The following is a 17739-nucleotide window of genomic DNA, read 5'->3' on the forward strand; positions in this document are numbered from 1 at the left end:
CGACCGGGGTGTCCCGCGGACGGGGCATCCTTGGCCGGAAGCACAGTCAGGGACGCGGCGGGTTTGGCGGTTCCCGCAACGGCTTGTGGGATTCGTGCACGACGGCCGCGCGCGACTGGGCGCGGGGACCGGCGCCCCGGCCCGGCCGCGGCGGCCAGAGTGGTGGCGACCGAGCACCGGGCCCGGACGATCCCGGGACGAGCACGAGGAGCAGGATGACCGACGCGACCGCGACCACCGCCGAGGACGACCACGCCGGCGCCCGCCCCGGCCTCACGGCGACCGACGCCGCCCGCGTCGCCACGTTCGCGGCCCTGATCGCCGTCCTCGGCATGCCCGGGTCGGTCAGCCTGCTCGGCGGGGCGGTGCCCGTCACGCTGCAGACCTTCGGGGTGATGCTCGCCGGGGCGGTGCTCGGCGCCCGGCGCGGGGCGCTGGCGGTGCTGACCCTGCTGGCCCTGGTCGCCGCCGGGCTGCCGCTCCTGGCCGGCGGCCGCGGGGGGCTCGGCGTGTTCGTCGGCCCGTCCGCGGGGTACCTGGTCGGCTGGGTCGCGGGCGCGGCCGTGGTGGGCCTGCTGGTCGGGCGGCTGCGACGGGTGTCGTTCCTCGGGGTGCTCGGCGCCGCGCTCGCCGGCGGCGTCGTGGTGGTCTACGCGGTCGGCGTGCCCGTGCAGGCGCTGGTCACGGGGGTCCCGCTCGCGGAGACGGCGCTGCTGTCCACGGTGTTCCTGCCGGGCGACGTCGCCAAGGCGCTCGCCTGCGCCGGCATCACGGTCGCCGTGGCCCGCGCCTACCCGGCCGCGCTGCGGTACCGCCGGGAGGGCTGAGCGTGCCGGTCGCCCACCACGTCCTCGTCCGCGGGGCCGGTCCCGACCGGGACCGGCCCGCGCTGAGCCACGCCGAGCGGACCCGCACCTACGCGGAGCTCGCCGCCGACGTGCGCGCCGGTGCCGACCACCTGGTCGCCACGGGCACCCGGCCGGGCGACCTCGTCGCGCTGACGCTCGACGACCCGCTCGACACCCTCGTCGCGCTGCTCGCCGTCGACCTCGCCGGCGCCGTCGGGCTCGTCGGCGACCCCGCCTGGCCGGTGCACCAGCGCGCCGAGGTGCTGCGCGCCCTCTCCCCCGCCACCGTCCTGCCCCTGCCGCTCCCGCGCGGCCACGGTGCCGCGTCGCCGCCGGGCCCCACCCCCGACGACGACGCCCCCGCCTGGGCGGGCTTCTCGTCCGGCAGCACGGGGCGGCCCCGCGCGGTGCTGCGGACCCGCGGGTCGTGGACGCGGTCCTTCGACCACGTCACCGCGCTGACCGGCACCCGGGCCGGGGACACCGTGCTCGTCACCGGCCCGCTCGCGAGCTCGCTGCACTGCTTCGCCGCCGTGCACGCGCTCGCCGCCGGGGCGTGCGCCCACCTCACCCCCGGCCGCACCGCGACCACGGAGGCCCTCGCCGGCGGCGACGTCGCGCACCTGGTGCCGTCCCGCCTCGACGACGTGCTCGACGCCCTCGAGGCCGGGGTGCCGTCCGTGCTGCGGACCGTCGTCGTCGGCGGCGCGGGCACGGACGCCGACCAGCGGGTGCGGGCCGCGGCCCTCGGAGTCGACGTCGTCGCCTACTACGGCGCGGTCGAGCTGAGCTTCGTCGCCGTCGACACCGGGGACGGGCTGCGCCCCTTCCCCGAGGTGGACGTCCAGGTGCGCCCGCAGCCCGGCACCAGCCTGGGCGAGGTGTGGGTGCGCTCGCCGTGGACGTCGCTCGGCTACCTCGCCGGAGCCCGCGGGCCGCTGCGCCGCGACGGCGACTGGTGCACCGTCGGGGACCTGGCCGACGTCCCCGACCCGGCCGGCGCCGACGGCTCCGGCACGGGGACGGGGACCGCCGCGCCGCTCGTGCTGCGCGGCCGCGGCGACGGCGCCGTCCTCACCGCCGGCGCCACCGTCGTGCCCGAGGACGTCGAGGCGGCCCTGCGGCCCGTGCCCGGCGTGCGCGACGTCGTCGTCGCGGGGGCGCCCCACCGGCGGCTCGGCGCCGTGGTCGTGGCGGTCGTCGAGGCGGACGACCGGCCCGGGCTGCGCGCGCACCTCGAACGCGTCGCGCGCGCCACCCTCGCCCCCGCGCAGCGGCCCCGCCGCTGGTACCGGCTCGACACCCTGCCCCGGACCTCCAACGGCAAGGTCCACCGCGCTGCCCTCGGCGCCGCCGTCGCCGGCACCGACCCCGCCGCCGAGGTCGGCCGCCTCGGGGTCCTGTCGTGAGCGTGGTCGTCGCGGCCCGCCGCACCTGGGTCGGCGTGCCCGGGCGCGGGCACGCGCGCCACGACGAGACCCGGCTCGCCGCCGCCGTGCTGTCCGCCGCCGCCCGCGACGCCCACGGTGCCCGCGGCACACGCGGCCCGGCCGTCGACGACGTCGTCCTCGGCAACGCCGCCGGCCACGGCGGCAACGTGGCGCGGCGCGCCGCCCTCGCCGCCGGGTTCGGCCCGAGCGTGCCCGGGCTGACCGTCGACCGGCAGTGCGCCTCCGGGCTGGCCGCCGTCGCCGTCGGCGCGTCCCTCGTCGACGCGGGCCAGGCGGACACCGTCGTGGCGGGCGGCGTCGAGTCCGCCTCCCGCGCCCCCGCCCGCGCGCACGGGCCGCTGGCCTACGACCGGGCGTCCTTCGCCCCGCCGCCGTGGGCCGACCCCGGGCTCGGCGCCGCCGCCGACGCGCTCGCCCGCGAGCGCGGGATCACCCGCCGCCGCCAGCACGGGTACGCCGCCCGCAGCCACGCCCGGGTGCGGGCCGCGCACGCCGCCGGGCGGCTGGCCGGCGAGACCGTCGCCGTCGGCGCCCTCGACCGCGACGAGCACGCCCGCGACCTGCCGCCCGTGGTGCTCGACCGCCTCCCCGCCGCCTTCGGCACCGGCGGGTCCGTCACCGCCGCGTCCGCCGCCCCCGCCGCGGACGGGGCGGCCGCCGTCGTCCTGCGCCCCGACGGCGCCCCCGGGCTGCGGGTCCTCGCCGCCACCGCACGCGGGACCGACCCGGCCCGCCCCGCGCTCGCCCCCGTCGCCGCCGCGCGTGCCGCCTGCGAGCGGGCCGGCGCCCGGCTCGACGACGTCGCCGCGATCGAGCTCGTGGAGGCGTTCGCCGTGCAGGCGCTCGCCGTCGCCCACGACCTGGGCGTGGATCCTTTGGACGACGACCGTTGGTGCCCCGACGGCGGCGCCCTCGGGTACGGGCACCCGTTCGGCGCGAGCGGGGCCGTCGCCGTCGTGCGGCTGTACGCCCGGCTCGTGGCCGGTGGGGCCCCCGCGGGGGCGCTCGGCCTCGCGACGGCCGCCGCCGCGGGCGGGGTCGGCGTCGCCCTGCTGGTGGAGGTGGTCCGGTGAGGGTCGCTCTGGACGACGTGCACGTGCGGCTCGGCGGCCGCGACGTGCTGCGCGGCGTCACGCTGGAGATCACCGAGCGGCGCGTCGCGGTGATCGGGGCCAACGGCTCCGGCAAGTCCACGCTCGCGCGGCTACTCAACGGGCTGGTGCTGCCGACGTCGGGCCGCGTGCTCGTCGACGGCCTCGACACCCGGCGCCGGGGCCGGGACGTGCGCCGCCGCGTCGGGTTCGTGTTCGCCGACCCCGACGCCCAGATCGTCATGCCCACCGTCGCCGAGGACGTCGCCTACTCGCTGCGCCGCTCCGGGCTGTCGAAGCGGCAGGTCGCCGCCCGGGTCGTCGCCGAGCTGGAGCGGCAGGGCCTCGCCGACCACGCCGACCACCCGGCCCACCTGCTCTCCGGCGGCCAGAAGCAGCTCCTCGCGCTGAGCAGCGTGCTCGCCGCGGACCCGCGGCTGGTCGTCGCGGACGAGCCGACAACCCTGCTCGACCTGCGTCACGCCCGGGCCGTCACCGAGCGGTTCGCCGCCCTGGAGCAGCACGTCGTGCTCGTCACCCACGCCCTGGACCTCGTCGCCGGCTTCGACCGGGTGCTCGTCGTCGACGACGGCCGCGTCGCCGTCGACGACGTGCCCGAGGTCGCGGTGCCCGCCTACCGCCGGCTGATGGGCTGCTGATGGCCGCCCTCGCGCCGCCCGCGACGACGGGCGCCGCCGTGCTGCACCGGATCGGCGCCGGGCCGAAGCTGCTCGGGCTGTGCGCGTGCTCCGTCGCGCTGCTCGCGGTGCGCTCCCCCGCCGGGATCGCCGCCGCCGTCGCGGGCGTCGCCGCCCTGTACGCCCTGGCCGGCCTCGGCCCGCGCGCCCTGTGGTCGCAGGTGCGGCCGCTGCGCTGGTTCGTCCCCGCCGTCGCCGCCGTCGCCGCCGTGCAGTGGTGGCTGGTCGGGCCGCTCGCCGCCGGGGTGCTGACCACCCGGCTCGTCGTGCTGGTCGCGCTGGCCGGGCTCGTCACGCTCACCACGGCCACGACGGCCGTCCTGGGCGCGCTCGAACGGGCGCTCGGGCCGTCGCGGCGGGTCGGCGCCGACCCGGAACGGGCCGCACTCGTGCTGGCGCTGGCCGTCCGGACGGTGCCGGTGCTCGGCGCCCTGGCCACGCGCGTGCGCGAGGCGCAGCGCGCCCGCGGCCGCGAGCGCGACCTGCGGGCGTTCGCCGTGCCGCTGGTCGTCGGGGCGCTGCGGCAGGCCGACGCGCTGGGCGAGGCCCTGCGCGCCCGCGGCCTCGACGACTGAACGGAACCGCAGACCCAGGCGTCGACAGGATCGACTGAGGCGGAGGTGCGGTGAAGGGTGGGGGCCGAGGGTGAAGCCTGCCCGTAGTGACGTGCAGGGTGGAGGCCGAGGAACGAGGCATCCGCCCGAAACAGAACGCAGGGACAGGCTGACCACCAGCACGAGGCACCCGCCCGAAACAGAACGCAGGGACAGGCTGACCACCAGCACGAGGCACCCGCCCGGAACGGAACCGCAGGCTCAGGCGCCAACAGGATCGACTGAGGTACCGGGCGGCGACGTCGGAAGTCGCGGCGACAACGCCGCGCCGAGGCAATACGGTGCGAGCATGGCCGACGACGTCGCCCCGCCCGCCGACCCGCGCGGCACCACCGCGGACGAGGCCGAGGGGCGCCCCGTCCTGCACGACTCGCGACGCCCGCCCCGCTGGGTGCCGCGCGTGCTGGTCATGGGCGCCGTCGCGGTCTTCGTCGCCGCGTGGACGTGGGAGGCGCTGGGCCAGCTCACGACGCTGTTCGTCTACCTGCTGATCTCGTTCTTCGTCGCGCTCGCCCTGGAGCCGGTCGTCGTGTGGCTGGTGCGGCACGGCTGGCGGCGCGGGGCCGCGGCGGCGGTGGCGCTGTTCGGCTCCGTGATCGTCGGCGTGGTCGTCCTGGCGATGTTCGGCAACCTGTTCGTCCAGCAGCTGATCCAGCTCCTCCGCGCCCTGCCGGAGATGTACGCCCGGCTCCGGGAGACCGTCCAGGGCAGCCTCGACGTCGACCTGCCGCCGTCGGACGAGCTGGTGTCCCAGCTCGTGTCCCGGTACGGCACGGACGTCGCCTCGGGCACGGTCGCGATCGGCACCACGGTGGTCGGGCTGGTCTTCGCCGCCCTGACGATCGGCCTGGTCACCTACTACCTCATGGCGGCGGGGCCGCGGTTCCGGGCGGCCGTGTGCCGCTGGCTCAGCCCGTCCAAGCAGACCGAGGTGCTGCGCCTGTGGGAGATCACGCAGGTGAAGGTGTCGGACTTCATCAGCTCGCGCGTGGTGCTCGCCGCGCTGTCCGCGGCGTTCACCGCCGTCTTCCTCATGATCCTGCAGACGCCGTACGCGCTGCCGCTGGCGCTGTTCACGGGCGTCGTGTCCCAGTTCGTCCCGACGATCGGCACCTACATCGGCGGGGCGCTGCCCGTCGCGGTCGCCCTCACGTCGCAGGGCCTGCCGCAGGCCGTGGGCGTGCTCGCGTTCGTCATCGCGTACCAACAGCTCGAGAACCTGTACTTCTCCCCCAAGGTGTCCGCCCGGGCCCTGGAGATGAACCCGGCGGTGAGCTTCGTGGCCGTCCTCGCGTTCGGGGCGGTGTTCGGGGCGCTCGGCGCCTTCCTGGCGCTGCCGATCGCGGCCACGATCCAGGCGGTGGGCAACACCTACCTGCAGCGGCACGAGCTGGTCGAGTCCCACCTGCTGCACGACCCGGAGGCGCCGGAGAGCGGGTCCGGGGGCGGCGCGCGGCCCGCGCGGCACGCCGGGACCGGCCCGCCGCCAACCGTCGTGCCGCGCGCGAGGCCGCCCGCACCGTGGACCGGCGCCACCAGGACGGCGTCGAGTGAGCACGCGCCGGGCGCATCTCGGCGCGTGGGCGCGATTGCGTCGGCAGCCACCACGCGGCACCATCACCTCGTGAATCCCGCCGGACAGGCCGCACCTCTCCGCACGCCGAGAGCCGTCGGCGCCGCCCTGCTGCTGGTGCTCGCGCTGGTGGTCACGATCGCGGCGACGACGGCCGCCCGCGCCGCCGCGCCGCTGACGGAGCTGGACGGCGAGATCACGGACGTCGCGGGCGTCCTCGGCGACGACCGGGCGGAGGTCCAGGAGTCCCTCGACCGGCTCGCCGACGAGACGCCGTACCAGCTCTTCGTCGTCTTCGTCGACACGTTCGACGGGTCCTCCGGCCGCGACTGGGCGAACGCCACGGCCAACCGGGCCGCGCTCGGCGCGGACGACCTCCTCCTCGCCGTCGCCGTCGAGGACGGCCTGTACGGGCTGTCGGTCGACTCCGGCGTCGGGCTGAGCGACGCCCGGCTCGACGCCGTGGAGTCCGCCGCGGAGGACGAGCTGCGCGACGGCGACTGGGGCGGCGCGGTCGTCGCGGCGGTCGACGCGGCGCTCGGGGACGGCGGGACGAGCGGCGGCCCCGGCGGCCTCCTCGTCGTCCTGGTCGTCGCGGTCCTCGTGGGTGCCGGCTGGCTCTGGCTGCGGGCGCGACGGCGACGCGCGACGACGTCCGGGGGCGGCGGGCCGGCGACGGTCGGCCGGCACGGGGTGGCGCACGCCGGCGCCGAGCCGGTCGAGGACCCGCTGGACGCGCTCGACCTCGACGAGCTCGCCCGGCGCGCCGGCACCGCACTCGTCGCCGTCGACGACGCCGTCCGCACGGGCGAGCAGGAGCTCGCGTTCGCCCGGGCGGAGTTCGGCGACGACGCCACGCGCGACCTCGCCGCGGCGCTGCGCGCGGCACGCGAGGACGCGACCGCAGCGTTCCACAGCCAGCAGGAGCTCGACGACACGGGCGGGACGCCCGCGCGGCACGGTGCCGACGACGCCCGCCGCCGGACCCTGCTGCGCGAGATCCTCACCCGCTGCGAGCGCGCGACCGAGACCCTGGAGGCGCAGGTCGCGGCGCTCGACGACCTGCGGGACCTGCACGACCGGGCCCCCGAGCTGCTGACCGCGACGCTGGAGCGTGCCGACGAGGTCGCCGACCGCGTCGAGGTGGCCCGCGAGCGCCTCGCGACCCTCGCCGCCACCTACCCGGCGTCCGCGCTCGGGTCCGTGCGCGGCAACCCCGACCAGGCGGGCGCCCTCGTCTCCCAGGCGCGCGACGCCGTCACCGCGGGCCGCGGCGCCCTGGACGAGCGCACGCGCACCAGCGCGGTGGGGCACCTGCGCACCGCGCGCTACGCGCTGGAGCAGGCGACCGTGCTGCTCGACGCCGTCGAGCGGGCCGGCGGCGACCTCGCGTCCGCGGGCTCCGACCTCGTCAAGGGCATCGCCTCGATCAGCCAGGACATCTCCGACGCCGGCCGCCTCAGCCTTCCCGAGGACGCCGGCCCCGCGGCGGTGGGCGCCGTCGAGGCCGCGGTGGCCGAGGCACGCGCTGCCGTCGACCAGGCGCGCGACGCGCAGCGCGGCGGCGACCCCCTGGCCGCCGTGCACCGGCTCACCGCCGCGGAGGCGTCGCTGGACGCCGCCCTGGCCCCCGCACGGCAGCGCGCCGAGGCCGACGCCCGCGCGAACGCGCTGCTGCGCGACGTGCTCGGCCGCGTGGACGCCCAGGTCGCCGCCACCCAGGACTACGTGTCGACCCGGCGCGGCGCCGTCGGCCCGCAGGCGCGCACCCGGCTGGCGGAGGCCGTCCGCCTCGCCGACGAGGCCCGCCGCCTGCGGCCGCAGGACCCCGCGGCCGCGCTCGACGCCGCACGGCGCGCCGAGGGCCGCGCCCGCGCCGCCGCGGACCTCGCGCGGCAGGACACCGCGACCTGGGAGATGCGGCAGGGCGGCTCCGGCAGCGGCACGACCGGGATGGTGCTCGGCGGGATCCTGCTCGACACCGTCCTGCGGTCCTCCGGGCGCGGCTCGCGCCGGCGGCGGTCGCGCGGCATGCCCGCCGGTCTCGGCGGGTTCGGCCTCGGCGGCTCCGGGGGCGCCCGCGGCGGCCACCGCGCCGGGCGGGGCTCCCGGCGGTCCGGCGGGCGCGGGAACCGGACGGGGCGCGGCGGACGTTCCCGGGGTGGGCGGTTCTGACCACGGCGGCCCCGCCGGCCGGGACGACGTCCCCACGACGACTGTGACCAGGTGGAAGGAAGCACGAACCATGACCCAGAAGCAGAGCATCCTCGGACGGATCAGCCAGCTCGCGAAGGCGAACATCAACGCCCTGCTGGACCGGGCCGAGGACCCGCAGAAGATGCTGGACCAGCTCGTGCGCGACTACACCAACAACATCGCGGAGGCCGAGCAGGCGATCGCGCAGACGATCGGCAACCTGCGGCTCGCGGAGCAGGACTACCACGAGGACGTCGAGTCGGTGCGCGAGTGGGGCGCCAAGGCGCTCGCGGCGTCGCGCAAGGCCGACGAGTACCGCGCGGCGGGCAACTCGAGCGAGGCCGACCGGTTCGACCAGCTCACCAAGATCGCGCTGCGCAAGCAGATGGACCACGAGTCCGAGGCCAAGCAGGCGCAGCCGATGATCGAGTCGCAGCGCGCGACCGTCGAGCAGCTCAAGACGGGCCTGGCCGCGATGAAGGACAAGCTGGTCCAGCTCAAGTCGAAGCGTGACCAGCTCGTCGCCCGGCAGAAGGCCGCCGAGGCGCAGCAGACGGTGCAGGGCGCCATCGCCTCGATCAACGTCCTGGACCCCACGAGCGAGCTGTCCCGCTTCGAGGAGACGGTGCGCCGCGAGGAGGCGCTCGCGATGGGCCAGGCCGAGATCGCCGCGTCGTCGCTCGAGTCGCAGTTCGCCGAGCTCGAGTCGGCGGGCGAGGAGCTCGAGCTCGAGGCCCGGCTCGCCGCGCTGAAGTCCGGCAACGCCCCCGCCCCCCAGATCGCCCCGTCCTCCGACGAGGCCTGACCGCCGCGAGGCGGCGCGCTCGCCCCGGCCAGCGGGGAGCGCGCCCCCTCGGGCGGATACCCTGAGCCCATGACCCCCTCCTTCGCCGGCCCGACGCCGTCGGCGTCCGCTGTTCCCCCGCCGTCGTCCCCGCACGCCTCCGCACGGCGGACGTACCTGCTGGTCGACGGGGAGAACATCGACGCGACGCTCGGCATGAACGTGCTGAACCGGCGTCCCAACCCGGAGGAGCGGCCCCGCTGGGACCGGATCTCCGCCTTCGCGCAGAAGCTGTGGGACCAGGACGTCGTCCCGCTGTTCTTCCTCAACGCCAGCAGCGGCCAGATGCCGATGCCGTTCATCCAGGCGCTTCTCGCCATGGGCTACCGGCCCATCCCGCTGTCGTCGTCGGGCACGGAGAAGGTCGTCGACGTCGGTATCCAGCGCACGCTGGAGGCGCTCGCCGAGCGCGACGGTGACGTGCTGCTCGCCAGCCACGACGGCGACTTCCTGCCGCAGATCACCGAGCTGCTCGGCCACGACCGCCGGGTCGGGCTGCTGGCGTTCCGCGAGTTCGTCAACGCGCAGTTCAGCCAGCTCGCCGAGCAGGGGCTGGAGATGTTCGACCTCGAGGGCGACGCCGACGCCTTCACGACGCCGCTGCCGCGCGTGCGGATCATCCCCCTCGACGAGTTCGACCCGCTGCGCTACCTCTGAGCGGCCGGGGCGGGCGGCTCGTCCGCCCCGGACCCGCCGGGCACCCGTGCCAGGCGGGACGCGGCCGAGATCCCCCACAGCGCGAGCCCGGCGCCGAGCACCACGAGGACCAGCGCGACCCACGCGAAGCCCGTGACGACCACGACGAGCGCCGCGAGCACGGCGACGACGACGCGCAGCAGGTCGGCGCGGGCCGCGACCCAGCGCGGCAGCCGTCCGTCGCGCCCGGTGGCGGTGCGCACCCAGGGGTACCGCCGGGCGGCGGTGTCGAGCCAGCGGGGGCTCCCGACGAGGAGCGCGGCGACCACGCCCCCGGCCGCGACGATGCCGACCAGCCAGAAGATGTCGTGCAGGCCGCCGGAGACGGTGTCGAACAGCACGCCGGCGACGTGGCGGCCGTCGGGCTGGCGCGCCACGTCGACCACGAGGCCGCGCAGCTGCCCGATCAGCGCCGTCGTGAGCAGCAGGCCCGCCAGGACCCCGAGGCCGAGCTGCACGGCGCCGCGGCGGGTGCTCGGCGCGACGGCCAGGGTCGCGGCGGCGAGCAGCACCGTCACCAGGACGAGAGCGACCACGGCCCGGTCGGCGACGCGCACGGACTGCTGGACGGTGTCGAACACCTCCCGGTCCATGAGGCGCACCTGGCCGGCATCCGCCGGGATCTGCTCGCCCAGAGCCTCGGAGAGCTGGGCGCGCGCGTCGTCGGCGCGCTCGGAGATCACGTCGGGCAGGGTCACGTCCGGCAGCAGGTCACCGAACTCGCCCACCACCTCGCGCAGCGCGTCCCCGACGATCGGGAGCGTGTCGAGCATGAGCGCGTCGTCGGTGAGGTAGACGTTCGGGTAGTCGGCGACGTCGCCCCGGGCGAGGCCCATCGCGCCCGCGTGCGCCCGCTCGACGAGCAGGGGAAGCCGCTCGACGAACGCGTCCGAGTGCACGAGGCGGTCCACGATCGTCTCGACCCGCCCCTCGAGGCGGTCGACGACGACCGGTGTCAGCGCCGCGAGCGACGGCCGGTCGACGCGGTCCAGGAGGCCCTCGAGCAGCGGGCGGTCGACGTCGGCCAGCCGCCCGGCCACCGCACCGGCGACGACCTCGTCGAGCTGTTCGAGCCGGGTGGAGACCCGCGTGTCGAGGTCGAGGACGACGAGGGTCTGCTCGCTGACCGTCTCGCTCAGCGCGTCGTAGAAGGCGGGGTCGTCCAGCACGGGCTCGACGGTGGCCATGAACCGGTCGGTGTCGAGGACGGTGCGGTGCGCCCACAGGGCCACCGAGGACCCGACGAACAGGAGGGTGGTGACCACCACGAGCACCCCCGCGACCCAGCGGCGCACCAGGTGCCGCCGGGGCCGGGCGGCGCTCCCCGCGCCCCGCGGCGCCTCTCCCTGCGTGCCCTGTGCCTGTGCCACGCGCGACGTCCTCCCTGCGTACCCGACGAGCACCGCGGATCCGCGGACGCTGCCGAGTGTAGGGAGGCGGGGGGCGTCGCGCCCGGCGAGCGGGGGCGGACGTCCAGGGAACGTCCGAGGCTTCTCCCAGGCGCCTCTCAGGCCTGCGTCCCACACTGGACGACATGAGCACACCAGAGGCACGTCTCGTCGTGGTCGACGACGAGCCCAACATCCGTGAGCTGCTGTCCACCTCCCTGCGGTTCGCGGGGTTCGAGGTGCACGCGGCGGCCGACGGCAACGGTGCCCTGCAGCTGGTGCGCGACACCGAGCCGGACCTGGTGGTGCTCGACGTCATGCTGCCGGACATGGACGGCTTCACCGTCACGCGGCGCATGCGGTCCACCGGCCGGCACACGCCCGTGCTCTTCCTCACCGCGCGGGACGACACGCAGGACAAGATCCAGGGGCTCACGGTCGGCGGCGACGACTACGTCACCAAGCCGTTCAGCCTCGAGGAGGTGGTCGCACGCATCCGGGCCGTGCTGCGTCGCACGCACGCCGGGGAGCCCGAGGACGAAGCCGTGCTGCACGTCGGCGACCTGGAGCTCGACGAGGACTCGCACGAGGTGCGGCGCGCCGGGGTCGAGATCGACCTGTCCCCCACCGAGTTCAAGCTGCTGCGGTACCTCATGCTCAACGCCGGCCGCGTGCTGTCGAAGTCGCAGATCCTCGACCACGTGTGGCAGTACGACTGGGGCGGGGACGCGAACATCGTCGAGTCGTACATCTCCTACCTGCGGCGCAAGCTCGACAACCTCGTCGTCACGGGGCCGGACGGGGACGACGTGACGCTGCCCGCCATGATCCACACGAAGCGTGGCGTGGGCTACCTGCTGCGGGCACCGCAGACGCCGCGATGACGACGCCCTCGCCGCCCGCCGCACCGCGCCGCTGGGGCCTGCTGGAGCGGGTCCCGCTGCGCACGCGCCTGGTGACGATCACGGTGCTGCTCCTGACGGCGGGCCTGATCCTGGCGACGATCGTGACCCGCACGGTGGTGTCGGACTACCTGGTAGAACAGGTGGACCAGCAGCTGAAGCGGTCCGCGACGGAGGTCGCGAAGGTCACGCTCCAGCAGCCGGACTCCCCGTCGCCGCGGGTGCCCACGGACTACGCCGTGACGATCCGCGACACCGAGGGCGTCGGCGACACGATCGGATGGCCCCAGACGATCGCGCGCTTCGGAACCCCGGCCATTCCTGCCGAGACGCTGAGCGAGGTCGCCGACCGCCAGGGCGAACCCTTCACCGTCGACGCGACCGGCGGCGAGACGCCGAGCTCGTGGCGCGTCGTGCCGTCCATCTACTCGGTCGACGGCCAGGTGGAGGGCGAGGTGTACGTCGCGCTGCCGCTGAGCGACGTGGAGCAGACCGTCTCGTTCCTCACCCGGTCGCTGCTGGTCTCCGGCCTGGGCATCGTGCTGCTCGGCGGCGGGACGGCGCTGCTGCTGGTGCACCGCTCGCTGCGGCCGCTGCGGCGCATCGAGACGACGGCGGCCGCCATCGCGGGCGGTGACCTCTCCCAGCGCGTCCCCGAGCGTCCGCCGTCGACCGAGGTGGGGTCGCTCTCCGCGTCCCTCAACACGATGCTCGCGCACATCGAGCGGGCGTTCGCCGCGCAGGAGGAGTCCGAGCAGCGGATGCGCCGGTTCGTCTCCGACGCGAGCCACGAGCTGCGCACGCCGCTCGCGACGGTCAAGGGGTACGGCGAGCTGTACCGGATGGGCGCGCTCGACACGAGCGACAAGGTCGACGACACGATGGGCCGCATCGAGGACTCCGCCCGCCGGATGAGCACCCTGGTGGGCGACCTGCTCGTGCTCGCGCGCCTCGACGAGGGCCGCCCCCTGCGCCGCGACCCCGTGGACCTGGTGGCGATGACCCACGACGCCGCCCAGGACCTGCACGCGCTCGACCCGGAGCGCGCCGTCGCGGTCACCGGGCTGGACGGCACCGACGTGCCGTCGTCCCTCACCGTGACGGGCGACCAGGACCGGCTGCGCCAGGTCCTGACGAACCTGGTCGGGAACGTGGCGCGGCACACTCCGGCGGGGTCCCCGGCCGAGCTCGCCGTGGGCGCGGCCGACGGGCAGGCCGTCGTCGAGGTCCGCGACCACGGCGCGGGGATCACCCCTGAGCAGGCCGAGCGGGTCTTCGAGCGCTTCTACCGGGCCGACTCGTCTCGCAACCGCTCGTCCGGCGGGTCCGGGCTCGGGATGGCGATCGTGGCCGCCATCGTGGGCGCCCACACGGGCCACGTCTCGGTCCGCGAGACCCCGGGCGGGGGGCTTACCGTCCAGGTGAGGCTGCCTGCCGACTGACGGGCGTCATCCCTGGTCGTCGCCGTCGCGGGCCGTCCGGAGGAGATGTCGGCGGACGGTCGTAATCTGGCTTGAGGTAGGGCAGAATGCAGCGGCCGACCCAGTCCGACGACCGAAGGCCTGATTGCCATGGGCGTGATCGACGCCGACGCACCCGCGTGGTTCCTCTCTGCCTTCCTCCGGGCCGCGCACGGTGCCGGGGCGACCGCCGACGACGCGGCGCTGCGGGCCGTCGGGGAGGACCTCGTGGCGCGCTGGACCGCGCCGGACCGCCGGTTCCACAACCTGCGGCACCTCGCCGACGTGCTGCACCGGGTGGACGAGCTCGCGGAGGAGACCCACGAGCCCGACGTGGTGCGCCTGGCGGCCTGGTACCACGGCGCGGTGTTCGACGCCGACCGCAAGGTCGCGTACGCCACGCAGGGCGGGGAGCAGACCACCGTCAGCGCGGAGCTCGCCCGGACCCAGCTGAACGGGCTCGGGATCCCGGCGGCCAGGGCGGAGCGGGTGGCACGGCTGGTGGACTCGGTGGCCCGGCACAAGCCGATCGCCGGCGACGTCGACTCCGCGGTGCTCAACGACGCCGACCTGGGCATGCTGGCCTCCGAGCCGCAGCGCTACCGCGAGTACACCGCGGACGTCCGTGCCGAGTACGCGCACATCCCCCTGCCCGACTACCTCGACGCCCGGATCCGGGTGCTGACCAAGCTGCTCCAGCGCCCGTCGCTGTACTGGAGCCCGCTCGGGTCGGCGTGGGAGGAGCCGGCACGGCAGAACGTCGACGCCGAGCTGCACCGGCTGCTCAAGGAACGCCGGAAGCTCGCCGACCAGACGCCTTCCGGCCCGGAGCGTCGCCCGGAGGACTGAGCCGGGCCGCGACGCGGGGCCCGCCCCGCCGCCGTCCACAGGGTTGTCCACAGGCCCGGCGGCCGCCCGCCCTCGGTCGTCCTGCGCCGCCTAGCGTCGTCGTCGGCATCCCGGCCACGGGAGACGACGACGAAGGAGGGCACGTGCGGTACGAGGTCGACAGCGAGCGGGTGGCACAGGCGAGCGCGGCGGTCAGCGGGTCGGTGGGCGTGATCCGCACCGAGGTGGGCGCGATGATGCGGCACCTGCAGGACCTGCAGACGAGCTGGCACGGCAGCGCCGCGACGTCGTTCGCGGGCGTGATGGGCCAGTGGCAGGCGACGCAGACCCAGGTGGAGGCGGCGCTCGACTCGGTGACGGCGGCGCTCTCGGCGGCGTCGAGCACCTACGCGGACGCGGAGGCGCAGGCCACGCGCCTGTTCAGCACCCGCTGAGCGTCCGGAGCGAGGCGGGGACGGCGAGGGGTCGTGTCGCGAGGCTCGCGTCACGACCCCTCGTCGTCCCCGCCGGGCCGAGCGGGCGCACTTCTTGACATCGCCGGCCGACGAGGCGCATAGTCCTCACACGTGTGAGTCCCTGACACGTGTGAGGAGTGAAGATGACCGTGGGCCAGTCGCTCGACCCGTTCCCCTGCCTGCACGTGCGCCCCGAGCGCGGCTGGGTGAACGACCCCAACGGCCTGCTGCGCGTGGGCGACCGCTACCACGTGTTCTTCCAGCACAACCCGGACCGCCCGCGCCACGAGGCGATCTGCTGGGGGCACGTCAGCTCCACCGACCTGCTGCGCTGGGAGCCGGAACCGGTCGCGCTGCGGCCCCGGCCGGAGGGCCCGGACGCCGTCGGCTGCTGGAGCGGCGTCGCGACGGTGGACGACGGGGTGCCGACACTGGTCTACACGGCGATCCGCGAGACCCCGACCGGCTCGGCGGTCGTGCTCGCGCCCGCCGACGATCCGGCCGACCCGCACCTGGCCTCCTGGACGGCGGAGCCCGCGCCCGTCGAGGAGATGCCGCCCGTGGACGGCATCGACCAGGTGCGCGACCCCTTCCTGTTCCGCGCCGGCGGGCACCGCTGGGCGGTCCAGGGCGCCGGCCTGACGGACGGCACCCCGCTCGTGCTCGTCTACCTCGCCGACGACCTGCACGCGTGGGAGTACCGCGGTGTGCTGGTCGAGGGGCGCCCCGGCTCGACCGCCGCACGGGTCGCCGAGGCCGACGTCTGGGAGTGCCCGCAGCTGGTGGAGACGGGCGACGCCTGGACGCTGGTGGTCTCGCAGTGGCACCGGGACGGGCCACAGCAGCTGTGCGGGGTCGCCGCGCTCGTCGGCGACCTCGACCTGTCCGCCGTCGCCGACGGCGGTGGCCCGCGGTTCGTGCCGGCGTCGGGCGGTCCCGTCGACACGGGCCCCGACTTCTACGCCCCGCAGGTGCTCGCCGAGCCCGGCCGCGGGCTGCTGCTCGGCTGGACGTGGGAGGGCCGCGGCCAGGACGAGGTGGATGCCGCCGGGTGGGCCGGCGCGCTGACCTTCCCCCGGGAGGTGTCGCTCGACGGCGGCCGCCTCGCGAGCCGTCCCGCGCGAGAGCTGACCGGCCTGCGCCGCGACGTGCTGCACGACGGCACCGTGGCCGGCGGGCTGGACGTCGACACGCCCGCGTTCGAGGTCGAGGCCGCCACGGCCGGCCGGGTCTCGGTGTCGCTGTCGGGGCCGGACGGCGTGCGGCCGGTGTGGTCCGGCGACGTGGCGGCCGGCGGGCGGACACTCGTCGACGGCAGCGTCGTCGAGGTGTTCGCCGGGCCCGTGCCGCACACGCTGCGCGCCTACCCCGCACGGGGAGAACGCTGGCTCGTCGAGGCGGACGTGCCCGTGGCCGCCTGGCGGCTCGGGCTCCCGGACGCTCGCTGAGCACTGCGCCCGTCACCCCCGCGGGGGTGACGGGCGCGTCGGCGCTCACGGGCGTGCGGCGGTCAGCAGGGCGGCGGCGCGACCGACTCCCGTTCCACGAGGTCGCAGGGCACGAGCACCCGTTCGCGCAGAGGCGTCTCGTCCCCGGTGGCGACGGCGTCGAGCACCATCTCCGCCGCGACGGCGCCGATGCGGGCGTGCGGCAGCGCGACCGTCGTCAGCGGCGGCACCGCGCGCGACGCGATCCGCTCCTCGTCGTCGTAGCCCACCAGGGTGAGGTCCTGCGGGACGCGCAGCCCGAGCCGCGTCGCGGCGAGCGCCACCCCCAGGGCGAGGCGGTCGTTCGCGCACAGGATCGCCGTCGGACGGTCGGGGCGCTCCAGCAGGCGGGACGCCACGTGGTAGCCGGTGTCGATGTCCCACCCGACGCGCTGGACGCGCGACTCCCCCGCGACACGGGTCGACCCCGCCCCGTCGCCGAGCACCTCGGCCAGGGCGCGCTCGAAGCCCTCGACGCGCCGCGCCACGGCCGGCACCGGCGGGCGCCCGGGCGGCTCCGACCCGGCGAGGTACGTCACGTCCCGGTGCCCGGCGTCGAGGACCGCGCGGGTCGCCGCGTGCTGGCCGCCGACCTCGTCGGGCACGATGCCGGCACCGCGCTCGTCGAAGCAGTTGGCCAGCACGGTCGGCAGCTCGGCCATGGCGCCGGGGACCGTCGTGGGTCGCATCGACATCGCCGCGTACACGAAGGCGTCCACCTGCCGCGCCCGGAGCAGCCGCACCGCCTCGTCCTCGCGCTCGAGGTCCGAGCCCGTGTCCATGAGGAAGAGCAGGTAGCCGCGCTCGAGGGCCGCGTCGCGGGCGCCCTGGACGAGCCGCCCCCCGAACGGCGAGGTCGCGATCTCGTCGGCGACCAGCCCGACGGTCGCGGTGCGCTGCCGGCGCAGGCTCACCGCGGACGCGTTCGGCCGGTAGCCCAGCTCGGCGGCCGCGGCGCGGACCCGCCGCTGGTTCTCCTCCGAGATGTTGCCGCCTGCTCGGCCGTTGAGCACCAGGGACACGGCGCTGCGGGAGACCCCCGCGTGCCGCGCCACGTCGGCCGACGTCACCTGCCGCTGCATCGCCCTCCTTCACCCGTCCTCACATCACACGTGTCACCCTGGCCGCAGCCTATCCACCGCCACCCGCCCGGAGCGCTGTGGGTACGAAGATGGCGTGGTCTCGGG

The 17739-nt window shown here is 76.3% G+C and carries 15 protein-coding genes; 13 read left to right on the plus strand and 2 right to left on the minus strand.

Annotation, left to right across the window (positions count from 1 at the left end; genetic code table 11):
• Nucleotides 1–215 precede the first annotated feature (215 nt).
• From EYB28_RS17525 to EYB28_RS17565, 8 genes are all read left to right on the plus strand, one after another.
• Nucleotides 216–827 (plus strand): biotin transporter BioY, encoded by a 612-nt coding sequence (locus tag EYB28_RS17525; protein ID WP_166850578.1) that lies wholly within the window; start codon nt 216–218, stop codon nt 825–827.
• 2 nt (nt 828–829) lie between these two features.
• Entirely contained in the window at nt 830–2257 is a 1428-nt protein-coding gene (locus EYB28_RS17530; RefSeq protein WP_240930621.1) for a class I adenylate-forming enzyme family protein, read from the plus strand.
• Complete coding sequence (locus EYB28_RS17535) at nt 2254–3372, plus strand: beta-ketoacyl synthase N-terminal-like domain-containing protein (protein WP_240930622.1); 1119 nt, start codon at nt 2254–2256, stop codon at nt 3370–3372. Before EYB28_RS17530 ends, EYB28_RS17535 begins: the two co-directional genes overlap by 4 nt.
• Complete coding sequence (locus EYB28_RS17540; protein ID WP_166850581.1) at nt 3369–4049, plus strand: energy-coupling factor ABC transporter ATP-binding protein; 681 nt, start codon at nt 3369–3371, stop codon at nt 4047–4049. Before EYB28_RS17535 ends, EYB28_RS17540 begins: the two co-directional genes overlap by 4 nt.
• The gene (locus EYB28_RS17545) at nt 4049–4663 is read left to right on the plus strand and encodes an energy-coupling factor transporter transmembrane protein EcfT (protein WP_166850584.1); all 615 of its coding nucleotides are present in this window, start codon (nt 4049–4051) and stop codon (nt 4661–4663) included. Before EYB28_RS17540 ends, EYB28_RS17545 begins: the two co-directional genes overlap by 1 nt.
• A 328-nt stretch (nt 4664–4991) precedes the next feature.
• Entirely contained in the window at nt 4992–8450 is a 3459-nt protein-coding gene (locus EYB28_RS20405) for an AI-2E family transporter (protein ID WP_240930623.1), read from the plus strand.
• A 70-nt stretch (nt 8451–8520) separates the two neighbouring features.
• Entirely contained in the window at nt 8521–9276 is a 756-nt protein-coding gene (locus EYB28_RS17560; RefSeq protein ID WP_166850588.1) for a PspA/IM30 family protein, read from the plus strand.
• Nucleotides 9277–9345: 69 nt separating this feature from the next.
• Nucleotides 9346–9972 carry an NYN domain-containing protein gene (locus tag EYB28_RS17565; protein ID WP_166850591.1) on the plus strand — a complete coding sequence of 209 codons (627 nt, stop codon included), beginning with the start codon at nt 9346–9348 and terminating at the stop codon, nt 9970–9972.
• Here the strand turns inward: EYB28_RS17565 and EYB28_RS17570 are convergent.
• Nucleotides 9963–11381 carry a hypothetical protein gene (locus EYB28_RS17570; protein WP_166850594.1) on the minus strand — a complete coding sequence of 473 codons (1419 nt, stop codon included), beginning with the start codon at nt 11379–11381 and terminating at the stop codon, nt 9963–9965. The two genes, EYB28_RS17565 and EYB28_RS17570, sit on opposite strands and share 10 nt — an antisense overlap.
• 164 nt (nt 11382–11545) lie before the next feature.
• Between EYB28_RS17570 and EYB28_RS17575 the strand changes: the two genes are divergently transcribed.
• The 5 genes from EYB28_RS17575 to EYB28_RS17595 all read left to right on the plus strand — a co-directional run bounded on the left by EYB28_RS17575 (nt 11546) and on the right by EYB28_RS17595 (nt 16513).
• Nucleotides 11546–12283 carry a response regulator transcription factor gene (locus EYB28_RS17575; protein WP_166850597.1) on the plus strand — a complete coding sequence of 246 codons (738 nt, stop codon included), beginning with the start codon at nt 11546–11548 and terminating at the stop codon, nt 12281–12283.
• Complete coding sequence (locus tag EYB28_RS17580; RefSeq protein ID WP_166850600.1) at nt 12280–13743, plus strand: HAMP domain-containing sensor histidine kinase; 1464 nt, start codon at nt 12280–12282, stop codon at nt 13741–13743. The genes EYB28_RS17575 and EYB28_RS17580 overlap by 4 nt, the downstream gene beginning before the upstream one ends.
• Nucleotides 13744–13872: 129 nt before the next feature.
• Complete coding sequence (locus EYB28_RS17585; protein WP_166850603.1) at nt 13873–14610, plus strand: hypothetical protein; 738 nt, start codon at nt 13873–13875, stop codon at nt 14608–14610.
• Between the two features lie 143 nt (nt 14611–14753).
• Nucleotides 14754–15044: a WXG100 family type VII secretion target gene (locus EYB28_RS17590; RefSeq protein ID WP_166850606.1), complete on the plus strand. Its 291-nt coding sequence runs from the start codon at nt 14754–14756 to the stop codon at nt 15042–15044.
• Between the two features lie 164 nt (nt 15045–15208).
• Nucleotides 15209–16513 carry a glycoside hydrolase family 32 protein gene (locus EYB28_RS17595; RefSeq protein ID WP_166850609.1) on the plus strand — a complete coding sequence of 435 codons (1305 nt, stop codon included), beginning with the start codon at nt 15209–15211 and terminating at the stop codon, nt 16511–16513.
• A gap of 62 nt (nt 16514–16575) precedes the next feature.
• Here EYB28_RS17595 and EYB28_RS17600 read toward each other — a convergent pair whose 3' ends face one another.
• A complete protein-coding gene (locus tag EYB28_RS17600) occupies nt 16576–17634 on the minus strand; it encodes a LacI family DNA-binding transcriptional regulator (protein ID WP_166850612.1) in 1059 nt (352 codons plus the stop codon).
• Nucleotides 17635–17739 lie beyond the last annotated feature (105 nt).

It is taken from the genome of Isoptericola sp. BMS4, from assembly GCF_011634835.1.
Classification (GTDB): Bacteria; Actinomycetota; Actinomycetes; order Actinomycetales; family Cellulomonadaceae; genus Isoptericola.